Below are 18,694 nucleotides of genomic sequence, written 5' to 3' on the forward strand. Positions count from 1 at the left end.
TGGCACGCAATGTACGTTATCAAAACGTGATAGGGAGTTTAAGGCGAGTCAATGTCCGGGTTCGTCCGGATCTCGGCAAGCCGAAAGCCCCGGACCCACGAGGGGATCCGGGGCTTCGGCCTCGCGCCGTTACGCCGCTTGGGCGACCGGAGCCGTCGCCGGGGCCAGCGCGATGTCCAGCACGTCGCGGACGTTCGCCACGGCGTGGACGTCCAGCTGTGCCAGCACTTCGGCCGGGACGTCGTCCAGATCGGGCTCGTTGCGCTGCGGGATGATCACCGTCTTCATCCCGGCCCGGTGCGCGGCCAGCAGCTTCTGCTTGACCCCGCCGATCGGCAGCACGCGCCCGGTCAGCGACACCTCACCGGTCATCGCGACGTCCGACTTCACGACCCGGCCCGAAAGCAGGGACGCCAGCGCGGTCGTCATCGTGATGCCGGCGCTCGGCCCGTCCTTGGGCACCGCGCCCGCGGGGACGTGCACGTGGATGCCGCGGTCCTTCAGGTCGCCGACCGGGAGTTCCAGCTCAGCGCCGTGCGAACGCAGGTACGACAACGCGATCTGCACCGATTCCTTCATCACTTCGCCCAGCTGGCCGGTCAGCTGAAGCCCGGTGGAGCCGGACTCCGGATCCGCCAGCGACGCCTCGATGTAGAGGACGTCACCGCCGGCGCCGGTCACCGCCAGCCCGGTGGCCACCCCCGGGGTCGACGTGCGCTGGGTCGACGCGGGCAGCGAGGACTCCGGCAGGTGCCGCGGGCGGCCGAGGTAGGTCTCCAGCCCGTCGGCGTCGATCGTCAGCGGCAGCGCGACCTCGTCCAGCGCGACCTTGGTCGCCACCTTGCGCAGTACCTTCGCGATGGTCCGGTTCGCGTTGCGCACCCCGGCCTCCCGCGTGTACTCGGCGGCGATGCGGCTGAACGCGCCGTCGGTCAGCGTGACGTCGTCCTTGCCGAGACCGGCGCGCTCCAGCTCGCGGGGGAGCAAGTGATCGCGGGCGATGGTGACCTTCTCGTGCTCGGTGTAGCCGTCGAGGGTGACCAGCTCCATCCGGTCCAGCAGCGGGCCGGGAATGGTCTCGAGCGCGTTCGCCGTCGCCAGGAACACGACGTCGGACAGGTCCAGCTCGACCTCGAGGTAGTGGTCGCGGAACGTGTGGTTCTGCTCCGGGTCCAGCACCTCCAGCAACGCCGCCGTCGGATCGCCGCGGTAGTCGGCGCCGACCTTGTCGATCTCGTCGAGCAGCACGACCGGGTTCATCGAACCCGCTTCCTTGATGGCGCGGACGATCCGGCCGGGCAGCGCGCCGACGTACGTGCGGCGGTGACCGCGGATCTCCGCCTCGTCACGGATGCCGCCGAGCGCGACGCGGACGAACTTGCGGCCCATCGCCTTCGCCACGGACTCGCCGAGCGACGTCTTGCCGACCCCCGGAGGACCCGCGAGCGCGAGCACCGCGCCCGACCGCCGTCCGCCGACCGGGCCGAGCCCCGACTCCGCACGACGCTTGCGCACGGCCAGGTACTCGATGATGCGTTCCTTCACATCGTCGAGGCCGGCGTGGTCGGCGTCGAGGATGTCGCGCGCGGCGGCGATGTCGTGGACGTCGGTGGTGCGCTCGTTCCACGGCAGTTCGAGGACCGTGTCCAGCCAAGTGCGGATCCAGCCGCCCTCGGGGGACTGGTCGGAAGTACGCTCCAGTTTGTCCACTTCGGACAGTGCGGCTTTCTTGACCGCGTCCGGCAGCTCGGCGGCCTCGACGCGGGCGCGGTAGTCGTCGTCGTTGGCCGTTCCGTCGAGCTCGCCCAGCTCCTTGCGGATCGCTTCGAGCTGGCGGCGCAGCAGGAACTCCTTCTGCTGCTTCTCCATGCCCTCCTGGACGTCCTTGCGGATGGTGTCGGTGACCTCGAGCTCGGCCAGCTGTTCGCGGCTCCACTCGAGGGCCTTCTCGAGCCGCGCCGAGACGTCGAGGGTGGAGAGCAGTTCGAGTTTCTGCTCGGTTTTGAGGTATGACGAGTTGCCCGCGAGGTCGGCGAGCGCGGACGGGTCTTCGACCTCCTGGACGGCGTCGATCATCTGCCAGCCGCCACGCTGCTGGAGGATCGCGAGGACGACGCTCTTGTACTCGGACGCGAGCTTCGCGGAGTTGTCGTCGGTGGTCTCGGTGGCGACCTCGGCGTGGACCCAGCGAGCGGCGCCGGGACCGTCGGCGATGCGGCCGACGACGGCGCGGCGGGTACCGCGCAACAGCACCGCGGTCTTGCCGCCGGGCACGCGCCCGATGCGTTCGACGGTCGCGATGGTGCCGAGTTCGGCGTATTCGCCGTGGACGCGGGGGACGATCAGCACCTCGGCCTTGGTGGCGGCGCTGGACCGGATCCCCGGGAAGGAAGCCTGGGCAGGCGTGTTGGCCTGGGCGGACTCCACCGCGGCGCGCGTCTCCGTGTCGGCGAGGTCGAGCGGGACGATCATGCCCGGCAGCACGACGTCGTCATCGAGCGGGAGGACGGGCAGGAGGCGGTTGTCGGTCATCTGTGCACTCCTCGGTTAGTTGAGTCTGCCTAGCTCAACTCTCCGATCGACCCGTTTGTTTCCTTTCCGCGTTCGCCGTCAGCGATCACTCATTCATCCGACCTCTGCTCGGTCCGCGTCGCCTTTAGCCCCCTAAACGCGACGCGAACCAGTGAGAGGTCGGAGGTCAGGGGTGCACCGAGACACCGCACCAGGCGAACGGGCGGGCGCCTTCTTCGTCCCGCCGCAGCTCCCGCACGGGCCGCCAGTCGGGCAGGTGGACGATGCCGGGTTCCAGCAGCGGCCAGTCCCCGAAGAGCGGCTCGATCTCTTCGCGGTCCCGCATCCACACCGGGTTGCTCGTCTTCCGGTACTGCTCGACCATCCAGTGCAGCCCGTCGGCGTCCTCGCCGGTCTGGCCGCCGAAGCTCATGTGCGACAGCCCCAGCCAGCTGCCCGGCGCGAGCGCGTTCCGGTACGTCGCGACCAGCGCGGGCGGATCGTCGTGCGGGCCGGCGAAATGCAGGACGGCCATCATCATCAGGCATACCGGCTGGTCGAAGTCGATCAGCCGCAGCGTCTCCGGATGCCGCAGGACGTCCTTCGGCCGCCGCATGTCCGCATGGACGATCCCCGCCCAGTCGGTCGCCTCGTGGCGTTCGAGGATCAGCTCCGCGTGCGCCACCGCCACCGGCTCGTAGTCGACGTACACGACCTTCGCCGTCTCGCCCGGCTCCAGTTCTTCCTGCACGATCTCGTGCACGTTCCCGGCCGTCGGGACACCGGAGCCCAGATCGATGAACTGCCGGATCCCCGCGTCCAGCGCCGCGCGCACGACCCGGTTCATGAACTCGCGGTTGTGCCGCGCGCCCGGTTTGACCCAGCGCCACTGCTTTTCCAGCGCGCGGGCGAACTCGCGGTCGACCGCCCAGTTGTGGGTCCCGCCGAGGAACCAGTCGTAGATCCTCGCCGCGGACGGCTTTTCGGTGTCGACCCCGGTCGGCGCCACCGGGGCCGCGTCATCGTCCCTCTTCACGAGAACGAGCCTATCCGGATCAAGGCACCGCGGGACGCCGCTGCCAGTACGTCCACAGCGGCCGGTAGCCCTGCGCATACCAGAACGGCGTCGAGCGCGGATTGGCCAGCGCGTGGTGCAGCAGCACGGCGTCGGTGCCGCATTCGTCGAAGACCTGGTGCGCGTGCGCGGCAAGCGCCGTCCCCACCCCGCTCGACCGCGCCTGTTCCGCCACCGCCAGCGACGACAGGTAGCCGACCTTCTCGGCCGCGACCCGGCCGCGGATCCACGCCGTGTCGCCGGGGAACTGCACCCGCACCATGCCCAGCGGACGGCCGTACAGCTCGGCGATCCACAACGTCGGATTTTCCCGGCCCAACTGTTTCGACAGGTCCGCCGTGATCGTTTCCTCCGCGCCCTCGCGCAAAGTGACAGAACCGAACTGCGCGTCATAACGCTGCAATTCCAGTTCGAGTCCGACGGCGGTTTCGAGATCATCCGCTTCGGCGGGCCGGATGTGCACCCCGGGAGTGGCGGGCGGTCCGGTCACGGCGAGCCGGTCGGCCGGGCGGACCGCGATCACCAGCACCGGTGCGAAGCCGCGGCGCAGCAATTCGGCCGAGCCGGGGGAGTCCCGGCTGGGCCGCACCACGGTCGCCGCCGTCTCGACATCCCCAGGTGGGGCCACGGTCTTCAGATGTTCATCCCATCGGGTGAGTAATGCGTCGAGGGCGGCTTCCGGGCGGGGTCCGGTGAGGCGGGCTTCGAGGCGATGCTCGACGAGGGCCCGCCACGGAGAGTCAACGGAATCGGGACCCGCCTCGGTCCGTACCGACAATCCGGCGGCGGCCGAGTCGCCTGCCGTCGCGGAGAGTGACACGGAGCCCTCGACAGGCTCCAGTGCAGGCATTTCGGGGAGCAGGGCGTCCACGGTGGCGAGCCGCTCGGCGTGCCCGGCGGCGATGGCGTGGCTATTCATAGGGCTATTCAAGCCCCTACTGACGGGTCCGCCGGGAACTTCACGAGATTGGCCGGAGCGTGGCGCCAGGTGACTTCCGGTAGTCGGAAGGAACGCGAATAACGCTCCCATTTCACCCCTTGGTCCACGCAGGTCAGCGCGACGCGCCCATTGTTAACCCTGGGGTGATCTCATACTGTCTCGAATGGGACTTGGGTACGCCCTCCGGGGTACTGTATTGCCCTCGTCCCCGAGGTCGCGGTAGGACAAGACCGGTTGGGCAGCCGGGAAGGAAGGTCGGATGCCGGACACGAACGGCAGGCCCGGGAGCGCCGCACAGGCGACAGCGGGCAAGGGAGGCGCCGTTACGGAGGCTCGTACCGACGAGCGACGGTTCCGCGTCTACACCTTCGCGGTACTCACCATGGGCATCGCCGCCGCGGCCGCGGTCAGCCTTTGGCTGGACTTCGAGGCTTCGGACGATCTGTTGTGGATCGGGCCGATCCTCGCCCTCGCGTTCCTGCTCGCCGAACAGCTCGGCATCAACGTCGACGTCCGCAGCGGCATCTCGTGGACGATCTCGTTCACCGAGATCCCGCTGGTCATCGGTTTCTTCGTCGCTCCCTTCGAAGTCGTGCTCGCCGCGCATCTCGCGGCGGGGATCGGGACCTTGCTTGCCCGCAAGGTCGCCGGACGCGTGCTCTACAACGCCGGCGCCTTCCTGCTGGAGATCACCGGCGCGTTCGCCGTGGCAGGACTGGTGAAACAGGCCTCCGGCGCCCACGACATGACCTGGATCGCCGCGCTGGCCGGTACTTTGACCGCGCCGCTGGTCAGCACGTTGCTCGCGCTCGCCGCCGTCCGCGTGCTGCGCCGCCGCATGCGCGTCAGCACCGCGATCCGGCTGACCGGCCGCATCCTCGTCGTCGGCTTCGTCAACGCCTCGGTCGGTCTTTCCGGTTATTTGGTCATTTCCGGGACGCCGAAGGCCTGGCCGCTCGTGCTCGCCGTGTTCCTCGGGCTCACCGCGTTGTACTGGGCGTACTCGGATCTGCTGCGCGAGCAACGCGACATGGAAGCGTTGTCCGACGTCAGCCTGATGGTCGCGCGCTCCGGTCAGCAGGCCGCCGCACGGCCCGCCGGGCGCGCGGACGAACTCGTCGGCGGCGTCGATGTCCGTGAGTGGGCGACCATCGCCGAACGCATCAAGGACCAACTCGCCGCCGGCCGCGTCGTGCTGAGGCTTCGACTGGAGCCGAAGGACACCATGCGGATGGTCGTCGCGGGCGACGAACTGCCGCCTGTCGACCCGGCCGCCGACGACCCGCTGCTGCGCCTGCCCGGCGCGCACGTCCGTCACTTCCGGATCACCGAAGCCAATCCCGACGTCCGCTCCGCGCTGCTCGACCGCGGCGCGCAGGAGGCGCTGGTCGTCCCGCTGCGCAGCGCGAACCAGCTCCTCGGCGTCGTCGAAGCGCACGACAGGCTGAGCCGCTGGCGTGGGTTCGGCAAGTACGACGTCCAACTGCTCGGCACGATGGCCAGCCACCTCGCGACGTCGCTGGACAACCGGCGCCTGCTCGCGACCCTGCGCCACGACGCGTACCACGACCCGCTGACCGGCCTGCTCAACCGGCCGGGCTTCCGCCAGGTCGCCAAGGAACCGTTGCGGGAACAGGTCGACGCGGTCGTGCTCCGGGTCGACTTGGACGTCTTCTCCACCGTCAGCGACGCCCTCGGCTACGTCTGGGCCGACCGGATGGTCATCGCCGCGGGCCGCCGGATCCGCGACGCGCTCGGCCCCGACGTCCCGCTCGCCAGGCTCGAAGGCGCGTCGTTCGCGGCGCTCCTCGTCGGCTGCGCGCCGGAACGCGCCCAGGCCGCCGCGGAACTGCTTCGCGCGGAACTCGTCGCCCCGTACCCGGTCGACCGGCTCTCCGTCGAAGCCAACGCGATGATCGGCTACGCCACCTCTTCGGCGGAAGACGACGAGCAGGTCGACGTCGACGGGCTCCTGCAGCGCGCCGACGTCGCCGTCCGCGCGACCAAGGGCGGCGAAGAGGTCCGTGGCTACATGGCCAGCATGGGCCAGATCTTCATGCGCCGGTTCCAGATGGTCACGCAGTTCCGGCAGTCGCTCGAAGAAGGCCAGCTGAGCGTCCACTACCAGCCGAAGATCACCTTGCCGAATCGGCAGATCCAGGGTGTCGAGGCGCTCGTGCGCTGGGTTCACCCGGAGTTCGGCAGGCTCGGCCCGGACGAGTTCGTCCCGGCGATCGAAGCCGCCGGCCTCATCGGCGTCCTGACGTCGTTCGTGCTCGAAGAGTCGTTGAAGCGCGTGCGCAAGTGGCTCGACGAGGGCCTGCGCATCTCCGCCGCGGTGAACCTGTCCGTGCGGAACCTGGCCGACGAGGACTTCCCGACGAAGGTCGCGCGCGAGCTCGACCGCTTCGGCATCCCGCCCGAGCTGCTCACCTTCGAGCTGACCGAGTCCGGTGTGATGTCCGACCCGCAGAAGGCGCTGCCGATCCTGCGGGAGCTGCACTCGCTGGGCATCGTGCTCGCCGTCGACGACTTCGGCACCGGCTACTCGTCGCTGGCGTACCTGCGGCAGCTCCCGGTCGACCAGGTCAAGATCGACAAGAGCTTCGTCCTCGGCATGGGCACCGACCTCGGCGACCTCGCGGTCGTGCGCTCCATCGTCGAGCTGGGCCACTCGCTCGGCCTCACGGTCGTGGCGGAGGGGGTCGAGGAGGACGTCGCGCGGGATCAGCTCGAAGCGATGGGCTGTGACGTCGCCCAGGGCTACCTCATCTCGCGGCCGCTGCCGGAGGACCGCCTCGAGGCGTGGCTGCAGGCCCGCACGGCGCGTTCGCCCGGACGCCACTCCGAGACCGTCCTTACCCTGCTGACCTGAGGTTTCGCGGTAACGTACCCCCCTGTTTCAGGCCCGCGCGAGGACTTGCTAATCTTTCCAAGTCCTCGCGAGAGGCCAGGCCCCTTTAGCTCAGTCGGCAGAGCGTTTCCATGGTAAGGAAAAGGTCTACGGTTCGATTCCGTAAAGGGGCTCAGAACCTCAGCCGCGTCACGCAAGCGTGTCGCGGCCAGGTTCATGTAAGGCGGTGTAGCTCAGCTGGCAGAGCAAGCGGCTCATAATCGCTGTGTCGCCGGTTCAAGTCCGGCCACCGCTACGCGGTAATCCTGGGTATCCCAGGCCTAGTAGAGAAGGAAATGCTGTGGCTGCCACTGACGTGCGACCGAAGATCACGCTCGCGTGTGAGGAGTGCAAGCACCGCAACTACATCACCAAGAAGAACCGGCGCAACAACCCGGATCGCCTGGAGATGAAGAAGTTCTGCCCGAACTGCGGTACGCACCGGACTCACAAAGAGACCCGCTGAGCGTCTAGCGGTTCTACCTGTCTTACCCGAAGCCGCCCTGGTCACCAGGGCGGCTTCGGGTATTTTTCGGGTTCGGTAGCCTGCTCGGGTGGCCTTGGACCAGTCGTTCACCGGGCGGGTGTACCCGCCGACCAGTACCTATGAAGTGAGTCGCGAGAAGATCCGGGAGTTCGCCGACGCGCTCGGCGACACGAACCCGCTCTACCGCGACCCCGAAGCGGCGAAGGCGGCCGGCTACCCCGACGTCATCGCGCCGCCGACGTTCCTGACGATCATCAACCTCGCCTCGATCAACGCGATCGTCTCGGACCCCGAGCTGGGTCTCGACTACTCGCGGATGGTCCACGGCGATCAGCGGTTCACCTACACGCGGCCGGTGCACGCGGGCGACGTCCTGTCGCTCACCACGTATATCGACAACATCATGGCCCGCGCCGGGAACGACTTCATCAACCTGCGCGCCGAGATCTCCGGCGCCGACGGCGGCCTGATCGCCACCACGAACGCCCAGCTCGTGGTCCGAGGGGAGGACGCGTGAGCACGTTCACCGTCGGGGAAGAACTGACGCCGCTGACCATCGACGTCACCCGTGACCAGCTGGTGCGCTACGCCGGCGCGTCGCTCGACTTCAACCCCATCCACTGGAACGAGGCCTTCGCCAAGGAGGTCGGCCTTCCCGACGTCATCGCGCACGGGATGCTGACCATGGCGCTCGGCGCGAGGCTCGTCACCGACTGGCTCGGCGACCCCGGACGCCTCGTCGACTACTTCGCGCGCTTCACGCGCCCTGTGGTCGTGCCGAACGAAGGCGCGGCGACGATCGAGTTCACCGGGAAGGTCGCCGTGGTCAACGACGACGGCACCGCCCGCGTCGACATCACCGCCAAGTTCGAGGGCAAGGCCGTCCTCGGCAAGGCGCAGGCGGTCGTCCGCAACTGACGCTCAGGGGAGCAAGGGACCTTTGCTACCACTCGCTTAGCGTGCCTAAGTAAGTGGTAGCATAGGTCCCTTGCTCTACGCGAGCTTGAGCAGCTTCTCGAGGACTTCCGCCATCCCCGCCGCACCCCGGGCGTTCGGGTGCAGCGGCGCCGCGGGCACCGACGGCGCGGGGCCCTCGACCCAGCGCCGGTTCGCGGCGCTGCACATGTCCCGCCCCTTGCTCGCGGTCGACATATCGGCGAAGCCGGCTTCGTGCGCCTTCGCAGTGTCCTGCAAGGCTGTGTTGAGCCGTTCGAGCGAGTCGCGGAAGTACGCCACGTCCCCCGCGCCGACCGGCAGAACGGGCCAGCAACCCGCGTCGTCGTCCGGAAGCACCGTCGGGTACCCCACTATCACGATGCGCGCCGAAGAGGCCTTCGCGCGGATCTGGTCCAGGATCCCGCCCAGCCGGTCCGCCGCGGCGGTGATCCGTTCGGCGAGCTGGTCGCGTCCGCCCGCGGTCAGCTGGGTCTTGCAGGGCGAAGCGGTCTGCACCTGCGTCGCGCACTGGCTCGCGAAGCCGACGAAGCCCACGTCGTTGCCGCCGATCCCGACGGTCACCAGCGTCGTGTCGCCGTCGACGGCGTCGAGCTGGGGAGCGTTCGTGCCGTCACGGGTCTTCTGCTCGCCGGTGAGGTGCTCGGTCGTGGCGCCGCCGCAGCTGACGTCGACGAACTCGGCCGGACGCAGCTTCGCGGCGAGCAGGCTCGGGTAGTTGTTGTCCGAGCGATCGCAGCCCGCCGGCGCGCCCGCGGGCCGTCCGGTGCCCGGCGAGGCCGTGTAGGAGTCGCCCAGCGCCACGTACCGGCCCGCGCCGTCCGAAGTGGTGACCCCCGGCGGAGTCACCGCCGTTCCACGCTCCCAAAGGTGGTAAGCGATCCCCAGGACGGACAGCACGATCACCAGGAAGAGGCAGCCGCCGCCCGTTCTCCGCTGCGTCACCCGTTCGTTGTACGCGACCTGGGTCACGTTTGTCATCGGTCCGACCGTCGGTGAACTGAGCGTGAACGGGTGATCTCCGGTTGCCTGAGACGTGGATCACGTTCAGGGTGGTGCGCGTACCTGCCCCCGAGGAAAGGCGGAAAACCGTGAGCCTGAACTTGAACAAGCTGGTGGACAAGGCATGGGAGGACAAGGGCATCGGTGAGCTGCTGGACGCGCCGCCGTCCGCGCTCGAAGGCCTGACCAAGAAGCACGACGAACTCCTCGCCGAGCTCAAGATCAAGACCATCCGGGACCTCGGCAACTGGAAGTACGCCGCGAAGGCCCACGCGCTCGTCCAGCTCGCCGACGGCGAATCCTGACCTTCTGAAGGCCCTTCCCGGCGAACGGGGAGGGCCTTCAGCCGTTCGGGACGAGGTCGCGCAGCTCGGCGGCGAGATCGAGGGCGTGCGTGACGTCCCGCGCGAGGTAGTGCGGGTCGACGAAGGCTTCGGCGATCCCGGTTTCGGCGGCCGCTTCCAGCTGAGCCGCGACGTCCTTGAGGTCCGTTCCCGGCTTCGGGTTGATCCGCAGCACCCGGCGCAGCGTGCCGGGGTCACGGCCCGCCTTCTCGGCCGCGGTCACCACGGTGTCCCAGAGCTTCGCCAGATACGGCGCGGGCAGTCCCGCCGGGAGCCAGCCGTCCGCGCGACGGCCGACGCGATCCAGCGCCACCGGGGACAGCCCGCCGAGCAACACCGGCGGATGAGGGCGCTGAGCCGGTCGCAACCCCACCTTCGACGCCGGGATCCGCCAGCGTTCGCCTTCGTGCTCGACCGGGTCGCCGGTCCAGAACTTCCGAAGGACGTCCAGAAGCTCCTCCAGCTGCCCGCCGCGCCCCTTCCAGGGTGTGCCTGTCGCCGTGTACTCGTCGCGAAGCCACCCGATGCCCAGCCCGACGTCCAGACGGCCACCGCTCACCTGATCCAGTGACGTGAGCATCCTGGCGAGCACCACGGCCGGGTACACCGTCCCGGTGAGCGTGCTGGTGCCCAGCCGGACCTTGTTCGTGACGCTCGCGGCGACGGTCAGCAGGATCAGCGGATCGGCGAACGTGACGAATTCGGGCGGATACGGCCGTTCCGGTGTGCCGCCGGGGTAGAAATCCGACGGCGAGACCGGCGCCAGCACCCGATCCCCGACCCACAGGGACTCGTAGCCGAGCTCCTCGGCCGCCGCGGCGAAACCGGTGACGGCGTCCATCGACGCCAGGGGACCGTACTGCGGAAGAGCGATTCCCAAGCGCACCACGGTCACCGTGCTTCCGCGAGCAGACGGCCCATCCTGGCGATCCCCTCGGCGAGATCGTTTTCGTCCAGGGCATAGGAAATCCGGAAGTAGCCCGGTGTCCCGAACGCCTCGCCGGGCACCACGGCGACCTCGGCCTCGCGCAGGATCAGATCGGCCAGCGCCACCGTGTCGGCCGGACGTTCGCCGCGAATCTCCTTGCCCAGCAACGCTTTCATCGACGGATAAACGTAGAAAGCACCGAGGGGCACCGGAGTCTCGACTCCCGGGATCTCGGAAAGCAGGGACAGCGCCTTCTTCCGCCGGGCGTCGAACGCTTCGCGCATGGCGAAAACGGCGTCGAGCGGCCCGCTCACCGCGGCCAGTGCCGCGCGCTGCGCGACGTTCGAAACGTTGCCGCACAAGTGGGATTGGTACGCGGTCGCCGCCTTGACCACGTCCTGCGGACCGAGCAGCCAGCCCACCCGCCAGCCGGTCATCGAGTACGTCTTCGCGACCCCGTTGAGGACGATCGTGCGGTCGGCGAGCTCGGGGACCAAGACCGGCATCGAAGGCGCTTCGGCGCCGTCGTAGACCAGGTGCTCGTAGATCTCGTCGGTGATCACCCAGAGGCCGTTCTCGTGCGCCCAGCGCCCGATCGCCTCGACCTGCTCGCGCGGGTACACCGCGCCGGTCGGGTTCGACGGCGACACGAACAGCAGCACCTTCGTGCGCGGCGTCCTGGCGGCTTCGAGCTGCTCGACGGTGACCAGGTAGCCCGTCGTCTCGTCCGCCGTGACCTGCACTCCGACACCGCCGGCGAGGGCGATCGACTCCGGATACGTGGTCCAGTACGGCGCGGGAAGCAGCACCTCGTCGCCGGGGTCGAGCAGCGTCGCGAACGCCGAGTAGACCGCCTGCTTGCCACCGTTGGTCACCAGGACGCGGCCGGGGTCGACCTCGAACCCGGAGTCGCGGACGGTCTTCGCCGCGATCGCCTCGCGCAGCTCCGGCAGCCCTCCCGCGGCGGTGTAGCCGTGATTGACCTTGTCGCGGACCGCCGCCTCGGCGGCTTCGAGCACGTTGGCCGGGGTGGGGAAGTCCGGCTGCCCCGCGCCGAACCCGATCACGGGACGGCCCTGCGCCTTGAGCTCCCGGGCCTTCGCGTCGACGGCCAGCGTGGCCGACGGCGTGATGCCGCCGATGCGGGCCGAAACGCGAGCGGCGGGCGAAGGCGAGGGTGCGGGAGCGCTCATGGCGACATCGTGGCACGATCATGGGGTCGGCCGTGGGGGAGTTTCCCCGCGGAAGGCTGCTCCGCGCCGCTTTGAGGGGCGCGGTTGCGAAGCTGTTCGGGGGTTGCCGTAGACTTCTGGTCTCGGAACGCACTACGGTCATCCCCGCCACGGCGGTGGGGACGATGGAATGCGTCCTCGGGAGCTCCAGAGCATCGGGGTTCCAAAGGGGTGTAGCTCAATTGGCAGAGCAGCGGTCTCCAAAACCGCAGGTTGCAGGTTCAAGTCCTGTCACCCCTGCGTAAGCGAACTGGTGAAGGCGGAGGAGTGGTCGTGAGCGACAGCGACGCCAGCGGTGAGAAGGCGCAGGACGACGCCGGGCAGAAGCCCGACGAGCAGTCCCGCCCGGTGACCGCCGCTGCCCGGCGTGAGCGCCGTGCGTCCGCGCGCCCGTCCGGTAAGGCCGACGCCAAGTCGGACGACAAGACCCGCCCCGCCGGCAAGGCGAAGGCCGGGGACAAGACCGAGAAGTCCAAGGACGCCAAAGGCACGGCGACCCCGAAGCGCGACCGCAAGCCGAAGCAGGCGTCGATCTTCGCCCGGCTCATGCGCTTCATCCGTGAGGTCTGGGCCGAGCTGCGCAAGGTCATCTGGCCGAACCGCAAGCAGATGGTCACCTACACCGCGGTGGTGCTGGTCTTCGTGGTGTTCATGGTGGCGCTGGTGAGCGGCCTCGACCTGGCCTTCAAAGAGGTCGTCGGTGCCGTCTTCGGCAGCTGAGGCAGCCGTTCGCGGTGCCTGAGGGCGCCGCACGGTGGCCTCTGCGCCACGGCAACCGATCAACTGAGAGGACGGAACGTGACCTCCGAGAACGGCACAGCAGCCGGTCATGAGCTGACCGAGCTTTCCGACGAGCAGGTGCACGCGGCACTCGGCGACGAGCAGTCCGAGCACCTGGACTCCGTCGAGGTGCCCGCCGCAGGCGACGAGGTCGACGAAGCCGGAGATGTCGCGGAGGCCGACGAGGCGTCCGTCGAGACCGACGACACCGAGGACGACGACACCGCCGCCGAGCCCGAGGCCGACGAGGACGTCGACCCGGTCGCCAAACTGCGCGCGGAACTCAACGCCGCTCCCGGTGAGTGGTACGTCGTGCACTCGTACGCGGGTTACGAGAACAAGGTGAAGACCAACCTCGAGACCCGGACCCAGACGCTGGACGTCGAGGACTACATCTTCCAGATCGAGGTCCCGACCGAAGAGGTCACCGAGATCAAGAACGGCCAGCGCAAGCAGGTGCAGCGCAAGGTGCTGCCCGGCTACATCCTGGTCCGGATGGACCTGAACGACGCCTCGTGGAGCGCGGTGCGCAACACGCCGGGTGTCACCGGGTTCGTCGGCGCCACGTCGCGTCCGTCGCCGCTGACCGTGGACGAGGTGCTCAAGTTCCTCGCGCCCAAGGTCGAGACGGCCGCCCCCGCCAAGCCCGGCAAGGGCGAGGCCGCTTCCGCTGAGTCTCAGCTGGGTGCCCCCGCGGTCGAGGTGGACTTCGAGGTCGGCGAGTCGGTCACCGTCATGGACGGCCCGTTCGCGACGCTGCCCGCGACGATCTCCGAGGTCAACGTGGACGGACAGAAGCTGAAGGTCCTGGTGTCGATCTTCGGCCGGGAGACCCCGGTCGAGCTGTCGTTCAACCAGGTCTCCAAGATCTGACGGCCGCCAGACGGCCGGCAGTCCCCGCGTACTGGCAGGTGTGCGGGGGACTCAAGTCAGTAAGAAGGAACAAACGAAATGCCACCCAAGAAGAAGAAGCTTGCGGCGATCATCAAGCTGCAGATCAAGGCGGGTGCGGCCAACCCCGCGCCGCCGGTCGGCCCCGCGCTGGGTCAGCACGGCGTCAACATCATGGAGTTCTGCAAGGCCTACAACGCCGCGACCGAGTCGCAGCGCGGGGACGTCGTCCCGGTCGAGATCTCCGTGTACGAAGACCGCACGTTCGACTTCAAGCTCAAGACGCCGCCGGCCGCGAAGCTGCTGCTGAAGGCCGCGGGCGTGGAGAAGGGTTCCGGCGAGCCGCACAAGACCAAGGTCGCCAAGGTCACCTGGGACCAGGTCCGCGACATCGCGAAGACCAAGGAATCCGACCTGAACGCGCACGACATCGACCAGGCCGCGAAGATCATCGCCGGCACCGCCCGTTCGATGGGCATCACGGTCGTCGACTGAGTTCCACCCAGCACCACCGTGGGAGAGCCAGTGCTGGCTCCAACACCACACTGATCCGTTGAAGAGTTAAGGACAGAAGCAATGCCCAAGCACAGCAAGGCCTACCGTCAGGCTCTTGAGCTGGTGGACCGCGAGCGGCTCTACGCCCCGCTCGAGGCCGCGAAGCTGGCCAAGGAGACCTCCTCCAAGAAGATGGACGCCACCGTCGAGGTCGCCATGCGCCTCGGTGTCGACCCTCGCAAGGCCGACCAGATGGTCCGCGGCACCGTGAACCTGCCGCACGGCACCGGTAAGACCGCCCGCGTCATCGTTTTCGCCGTTGGTGACAAGGCCGCTGAGGCCGAGGCCGCCGGCGCGGACGTGGTCGGCACGGACGAACTGATCGAGCGCATCCAGGGTGGCTGGCTCGAGTTCGACGCCGCGATCGCGACGCCGGACCAGATGGCCAAGGTCGGCCGTATCGCCCGCATCCTCGGCCCGCGTGGCCTGATGCCGAACCCGAAGACCGGCACCGTGACCCCCGCGGTCGCGAAGGCCGTCTCGGACATCAAGGGCGGTAAGATCAACTTCCGCGTGGACAAGCAGGCCAACCTGCACTTCGTCATCGGCAAGGCCTCGTTCGACACCGACAAGCTGGTGGAGAACTACGCGGCCGCGCTGGACGAGATCCTGCGTGCCAAGCCGTCGTCGGCGAAGGGTCGCTACCTGAAGAAGGTCACGATCTCCACGACGATGGGCCCGGGTGTCCCGGTCGACCCGGCCCGCACCCGCAACCTCCTCTCCGAGGACGCGTGAGTCTGAGTTAGACATCACTGAGAAGGGGGCGGTCCCGCTACGGCGGGGCCGCCCCTTTTTCGTGTTTGCTGGAGGGCATGCCTACCTTCGCGTCCTTCGACGGGCTTCAGCTGAGCTACACCGTGTGGGAAGGCCGTGGGCGTCCGGTACTGCTGCAGCACGGCTTCGCCGCGGACACGAACGCCAACTGGATCGCTCCCGGCGTCGTCGACACCCTCCAGGACGCGGGGCTGACCGTGATCAGCCTGGACGCGCGCGGCCACGGGCGGTCGGCGAAACCGCACGACGAGGCGAGCTACGGTGACGACGCGATGGTGCGTGACGTGTCGGCGCTGCTCGACTCCCTGGGGCTCGACGAGGTGTCGATGGTCGGCTACTCGATGGGCGCGATGATCGCGCTCGGCGCGGTGGCCGCGGACCCGCGGATCCGGTGCCTCGCGATCGGCGGGGTCGGGTCGGGGATCGTCGACTTCGGCGGCGTCGACACCCGCGTCGTCACGCCTGAGGCGATCAGCGAGGCGTTGCTCGCTTCGGACCCTTCGACGCTTCCGCCGTCTTCGGCGCCTTTCCGCGCGCTGGCCGACGCTTTGCGGGCGGACCGGATCGCGCTGGCGGCCGTCGCGCGCGGGACGGCGAATCCGAAACTGGATCTGACGGCGATCGCCGTGCCGACCCTGATCCTCGCCGGGGACACCGATCCGCTGGCCGCGGAACCCGAACGCCTGGCCGCCGCCATCGCCGGCGCCCGCCTCGTGCGCGTCCCCGGCGATCACATGGCCGCCGTCATGCACCCCGCCTTCGGCTCCGCCCTCACCGGCTTCCTGACTTCGCACGACCTCTGACGCGACCTGCGTTTAGCCCCCTAATCGCGATCCGGCGCCCGCACCTGCGTTTCGCGGGCTAATCGCGATCTGGCGGGCGCGTCGCCTTTCGCGGGCTAAACGCGATCTGTGGGGGAAGACGTGCAGGTCAGTTGGTGGTCGGCGGGGCGGGGCAGGGGGCGGGAGAGTTCGCGTGGCCGGTGATCAGCCACTGGCCCATCTCGACTTCCTGCAGTGTGAAGCTGCCCAGGAGAGGGCCACCGCGGATGTTGTACCAGCACGAGTGGATCGTCAGGTTCTGGCGCGGGACCACGCTCGATATCGGGCGCACCGCGTAGATGTACGGCGTGATGTCGGTGACCTTGGCGTTCAGCGCCGGGACGGCGGTCGCGCAGTCCGGATAGCCGAGGTCGCGGGCGAACTGAGCTTGCGCCTGTTCGGTCATCGCCAGGCAGACCGTTTCGACCCGGACATCCGGGGGGTACGGCTTGCCGATCGTGTCGTAGATGGCACGCACGGCCTCCCACGGATTATTGGCGAGCACGCGGTTGGTGTGGTGCTTGCCGCCGCCGCCCTGGACGAACGTCGCCGTGTCCTGCCCGGCGTCGCTCGGGAAGATCTGCCGGTAGACGATGGTGGCGCCGACGCAGAGCAGCACGATCACGATGATCCAGGCGAGAAGTTTCCCGCCCAGACGTCGCAGCCAGCGCGGCATGCGCGGGCGAGGGGCGTGCACGAGTTCGCCGGGCGGCGGTCCCGGAGGTGCCGGTGGCTGCCCGCCGTAGTGCTGGGTCACGGGCTGCGTGGTCTGTGACGGCACGAGGCCCTGCTGCTGCGCCTCGGTGAACTTCAGATAGTCCTGGAACTGCTGAAACTGCTGGAACTGGCGCAGTTGCTCCTCATCCAGCCGGGGCGCGGGCTGACCTCCCGCCTTGGGCTCGATGTCCGTGCCGGGCTCGCTACCCGGCTTTCCGTCATCACGCTGCTCCGCCACGTCACCATGATGCCTCGCGAGGCCTCCCGCGCACTCCGCCGGTCGCGTTTAGCCCGCTAAACGCGCTCCGGAAGGGGGTCCGTGCGGAGGGCGGAAGAGGGTCACGTACCCTTGTCAAGGTTCTACCGAAGACCGCTGGTCTTCTCCTGGTCATACGGCCTGGAGAACGAAGGCCCCGCTAGGGCGGGCGACCCGCGCAGGAGGAACGAGGCTCGCCCACGATGCATGTCGTCGTGTGCCCTGACGCCCCGCGCCTGTCTGCGCTGGGGCGTTTCGTCGTTTCAGGGCTCTCAAGGCCAGTGGACCACTAGCCAAGAGAGGAGGCGACCATGGCGAAGCCCGACAAGGAGGCGGCCGTCGCCGAGATCGCGGAGAGCTTCCGCAGCAGCTCGGCCACAGTCGTTACCCAGTACACCGGCCTCTCCGTGTCCCAGCTGTCCCAGCTGCGCCGCGCTCTCGGCACCAATGCCAAGTACCGGGTCGCGAAGAACACCCTCGTCAAGCGTGCCGCCACGGACGCCGGCATCGAGGGTCTCGAGGACCTGTTCGTCGGCCCGACCGCGATCGCCTTCGTCGAAGGTGAAGCTGTTGACGCCGCGAAGGCGCTTCGCGACTTCGCGAAGGACAACAACGCGCTTGTGATCAAGGGCGGCTACATGGACGGCAAGACGCTGTCCGTGGACGAGATCACCAAGATCGCCGATCTCGACAGCCGTGAGGTCCTGCTCGCCAAGGCGGCGGGCGCGTTCAAGGCGAAGCTGTCCCAGGCCGCCGCGCTGTTCCAGGCGCCGGCGTCCCAGGTCGCTCGCCTGGCTGCCGCGCTGGAGGAGAAGCAGCGCAACGCCGGTACCGAAGCAGCCGAAGCACCCGCCGAGAGCTGAACACCCCCCACCCCGAACTTTTAGTTCGTTTCAGAGAGGAAAGCCACCATGGCGAAGCTGAGCACCGCCGAGCTGATCGACGCCTTCAAGGAGCTCACCCTTCTTGAGCTGTCCGAGTTCGTCAAGGAATTCGAGACCACCTTCGACGTGACCGCGGCCGCCCCGGCTGCCGTCGTCGCCGCCGCCCCGGGTGCCGCCCCCGCCGCGGCCGCCGAGGAGCAGGACGAGTTCGACGTCGTTCTCGAGTCCGCCGGTGACAAGAAGATCCAGGTCATCAAGGTCGTCCGTGAGGTCGTCTCGGGTCTGGGCCTGAAGGAGGCCAAGGAGCTGGTCGAGGCCGCTCCCAAGGCCCTCCTGGAGAAGGTCGACAAGGAGGCCGCCGAGGCCGCCAAGGAGAAGCTCGAGGCCGCGGGCGCCAAGATCGCCATCAAGTGATCTCGGGCGCGTCAGCGCCTACCGCAGCACCGTCGAAGGGGCGGGCATCCACACGGGTGCCCGCCCCTTCGCTGTGCCCACGACCTGCGTTTAGCCCCCTAATCGCGATCCGGCCTGGGCCGGGGCAGGTCGTGGATCTGCGCGCGGGAGTGACGTGCACTACGGTGCTGCAAGCGGTGCACGGGCAGGCGGCGGGCTGTGCGAAAAGTTACCCGCGGGTCTGGCCAGAAAAGAAA

The 18,694-nt window shown here is 68.6% G+C and carries 19 protein-coding genes and 3 tRNA genes; 15 read left to right on the forward strand and 7 right to left on the reverse strand.

The genetic code is table 11. The features are described from left to right. Positions 1–129 precede the first annotated feature (129 nt). From lon to AMK34_RS27225, 3 genes are all read right to left on the reverse strand, one after another. Positions 130–2,532 (reverse strand): endopeptidase La, encoded by a 2,403-nt coding sequence (lon, locus tag AMK34_RS27215; protein ID WP_073847294.1) that lies wholly within the window; start codon positions 2,530–2,532, stop codon positions 130–132. 166 nt (positions 2,533–2,698) lie between these two features. Then, a complete protein-coding gene (locus AMK34_RS27220) occupies positions 2,699–3,547 on the reverse strand; it encodes an SAM-dependent methyltransferase (protein WP_073847295.1) in 849 nt (282 codons plus the stop codon). Positions 3,548–3,566: 19 nt separating this feature from the next. Next, positions 3,567–4,505, reverse strand: coding sequence for a GNAT family N-acetyltransferase (locus AMK34_RS27225; RefSeq protein ID WP_038519910.1), 939 nt, complete (start codon positions 4,503–4,505; stop codon positions 3,567–3,569). Between the two features lie 280 nt (positions 4,506–4,785). Here AMK34_RS27225 and AMK34_RS27230 point away from each other — a divergent pair, with 280 nt between their 5' ends. From AMK34_RS27230 to AMK34_RS27255, 6 genes are all read left to right on the forward strand, one after another. Beyond that, positions 4,786–7,401: a putative bifunctional diguanylate cyclase/phosphodiesterase gene (locus AMK34_RS27230; protein ID WP_038519907.1), complete on the forward strand. Its 2,616-nt coding sequence runs from the start codon at positions 4,786–4,788 to the stop codon at positions 7,399–7,401. Positions 7,402–7,480: 79 nt separating this feature from the next. Next, positions 7,481–7,553 (forward strand) — tRNA-Thr (locus tag AMK34_RS27235). Between the two features lie 49 nt (positions 7,554–7,602). After that, positions 7,603–7,675: transfer RNA gene (locus AMK34_RS27240), tRNA-Met, on the forward strand. A gap of 45 nt (positions 7,676–7,720) precedes the next feature. Continuing rightward, entirely contained in the window at positions 7,721–7,885 is a 165-nt protein-coding gene (gene rpmG, locus AMK34_RS27245) for a 50S ribosomal protein L33 (protein ID WP_005152047.1), read from the forward strand. A gap of 88 nt (positions 7,886–7,973) precedes the next feature. After that, on the forward strand, positions 7,974–8,423 hold the full coding sequence (locus AMK34_RS27250; RefSeq protein ID WP_073847296.1) for a MaoC family dehydratase N-terminal domain-containing protein: 450 nt from the start codon (positions 7,974–7,976) through the stop codon (positions 8,421–8,423). Beyond that, the gene (locus AMK34_RS27255) at positions 8,420–8,824 is read left to right on the forward strand and encodes a MaoC family dehydratase (protein ID WP_016331051.1); all 405 of its coding nucleotides are present in this window, start codon (positions 8,420–8,422) and stop codon (positions 8,822–8,824) included. Before AMK34_RS27250 ends, AMK34_RS27255 begins: the two co-directional genes overlap by 4 nt. Before the next feature lie 75 nt (positions 8,825–8,899). On the opposite strand, the gene AMK34_RS27260 is transcribed toward AMK34_RS27255, so the two are convergent. Then, positions 8,900–9,832, reverse strand: coding sequence for an SGNH/GDSL hydrolase family protein (locus AMK34_RS27260; protein WP_143202634.1), 933 nt, complete (start codon positions 9,830–9,832; stop codon positions 8,900–8,902). Between the two features lie 119 nt (positions 9,833–9,951). Between AMK34_RS27260 and AMK34_RS27265 the strand changes: the two genes are divergently transcribed. Beyond that, on the forward strand, positions 9,952–10,167 hold the full coding sequence (locus AMK34_RS27265) for a hypothetical protein (RefSeq protein ID WP_037332758.1): 216 nt from the start codon (positions 9,952–9,954) through the stop codon (positions 10,165–10,167). Between the two features lie 37 nt (positions 10,168–10,204). Here the strand turns inward: AMK34_RS27265 and AMK34_RS27270 are convergent, their stop codons facing one another. Then, positions 10,205–11,101, reverse strand: coding sequence for a TIGR03619 family F420-dependent LLM class oxidoreductase (locus AMK34_RS27270; protein ID WP_073847297.1), 897 nt, complete (start codon positions 11,099–11,101; stop codon positions 10,205–10,207). Further along, the gene (locus AMK34_RS27275) at positions 11,098–12,327 is read right to left on the reverse strand and encodes a pyridoxal phosphate-dependent aminotransferase (protein WP_073847298.1); all 1,230 of its coding nucleotides are present in this window, start codon (positions 12,325–12,327) and stop codon (positions 11,098–11,100) included. Before AMK34_RS27275 ends, AMK34_RS27270 begins: the two co-directional genes overlap by 4 nt. Before the next feature lie 206 nt (positions 12,328–12,533). Here AMK34_RS27275 and AMK34_RS27280 point away from each other — a divergent pair. The 6 genes from AMK34_RS27280 (at position 12,534) to AMK34_RS27305 (ending at position 16,169) form a co-directional block, all read left to right on the forward strand. Further along, positions 12,534–12,606: transfer RNA gene (locus AMK34_RS27280), tRNA-Trp, on the forward strand. 27 nt (positions 12,607–12,633) lie between these two features. Continuing rightward, positions 12,634–13,086, forward strand: a complete 453-nt coding sequence (secE, locus tag AMK34_RS27285; protein ID WP_037332751.1) for a preprotein translocase subunit SecE — start codon at positions 12,634–12,636, stop codon at positions 13,084–13,086. A gap of 78 nt (positions 13,087–13,164) precedes the next feature. After that, on the forward strand, positions 13,165–14,019 hold the full coding sequence (nusG, locus tag AMK34_RS27290; RefSeq protein WP_073847299.1) for a transcription termination/antitermination protein NusG: 855 nt from the start codon (positions 13,165–13,167) through the stop codon (positions 14,017–14,019). A 78-nt stretch (positions 14,020–14,097) separates the two neighbouring features. After that, the gene (gene rplK / locus AMK34_RS27295; protein ID WP_005152062.1) at positions 14,098–14,532 is read left to right on the forward strand and encodes a 50S ribosomal protein L11; all 435 of its coding nucleotides are present in this window, start codon (positions 14,098–14,100) and stop codon (positions 14,530–14,532) included. A gap of 81 nt (positions 14,533–14,613) precedes the next feature. After that, complete coding sequence (gene rplA, locus AMK34_RS27300; RefSeq protein ID WP_037332749.1) at positions 14,614–15,327, forward strand: 50S ribosomal protein L1; 714 nt, start codon at positions 14,614–14,616, stop codon at positions 15,325–15,327. 77 nt (positions 15,328–15,404) lie between these two features. Further along, complete coding sequence (locus tag AMK34_RS27305; RefSeq protein WP_038519895.1) at positions 15,405–16,169, forward strand: alpha/beta fold hydrolase; 765 nt, start codon at positions 15,405–15,407, stop codon at positions 16,167–16,169. A 127-nt stretch (positions 16,170–16,296) separates the two neighbouring features. Here AMK34_RS27305 and AMK34_RS27310 read toward each other — a convergent pair whose 3' ends face one another. Further along, positions 16,297–17,142, reverse strand: coding sequence for a hypothetical protein (locus AMK34_RS27310; RefSeq protein WP_073847300.1), 846 nt, complete (start codon positions 17,140–17,142; stop codon positions 16,297–16,299). Between the two features lie 329 nt (positions 17,143–17,471). Between AMK34_RS27310 and rplJ the strand changes: the two genes are divergently transcribed. After that, on the forward strand, positions 17,472–18,023 hold the full coding sequence (gene rplJ, locus AMK34_RS27315) for a 50S ribosomal protein L10 (protein ID WP_034304192.1): 552 nt from the start codon (positions 17,472–17,474) through the stop codon (positions 18,021–18,023). A gap of 48 nt (positions 18,024–18,071) precedes the next feature. Further along, positions 18,072–18,458 carry a 50S ribosomal protein L7/L12 gene (gene rplL, locus AMK34_RS27320; protein WP_037332742.1) on the forward strand — a complete coding sequence of 129 codons (387 nt, stop codon included), beginning with the start codon at positions 18,072–18,074 and terminating at the stop codon, positions 18,456–18,458. Positions 18,459–18,694 lie beyond the last annotated feature (236 nt).

Source organism: Amycolatopsis sp. CB00013 (assembly GCF_001905755.1).
Taxonomy (GTDB): Bacteria; Actinomycetota; Actinomycetes; order Mycobacteriales; family Pseudonocardiaceae; genus Amycolatopsis; species Amycolatopsis japonica.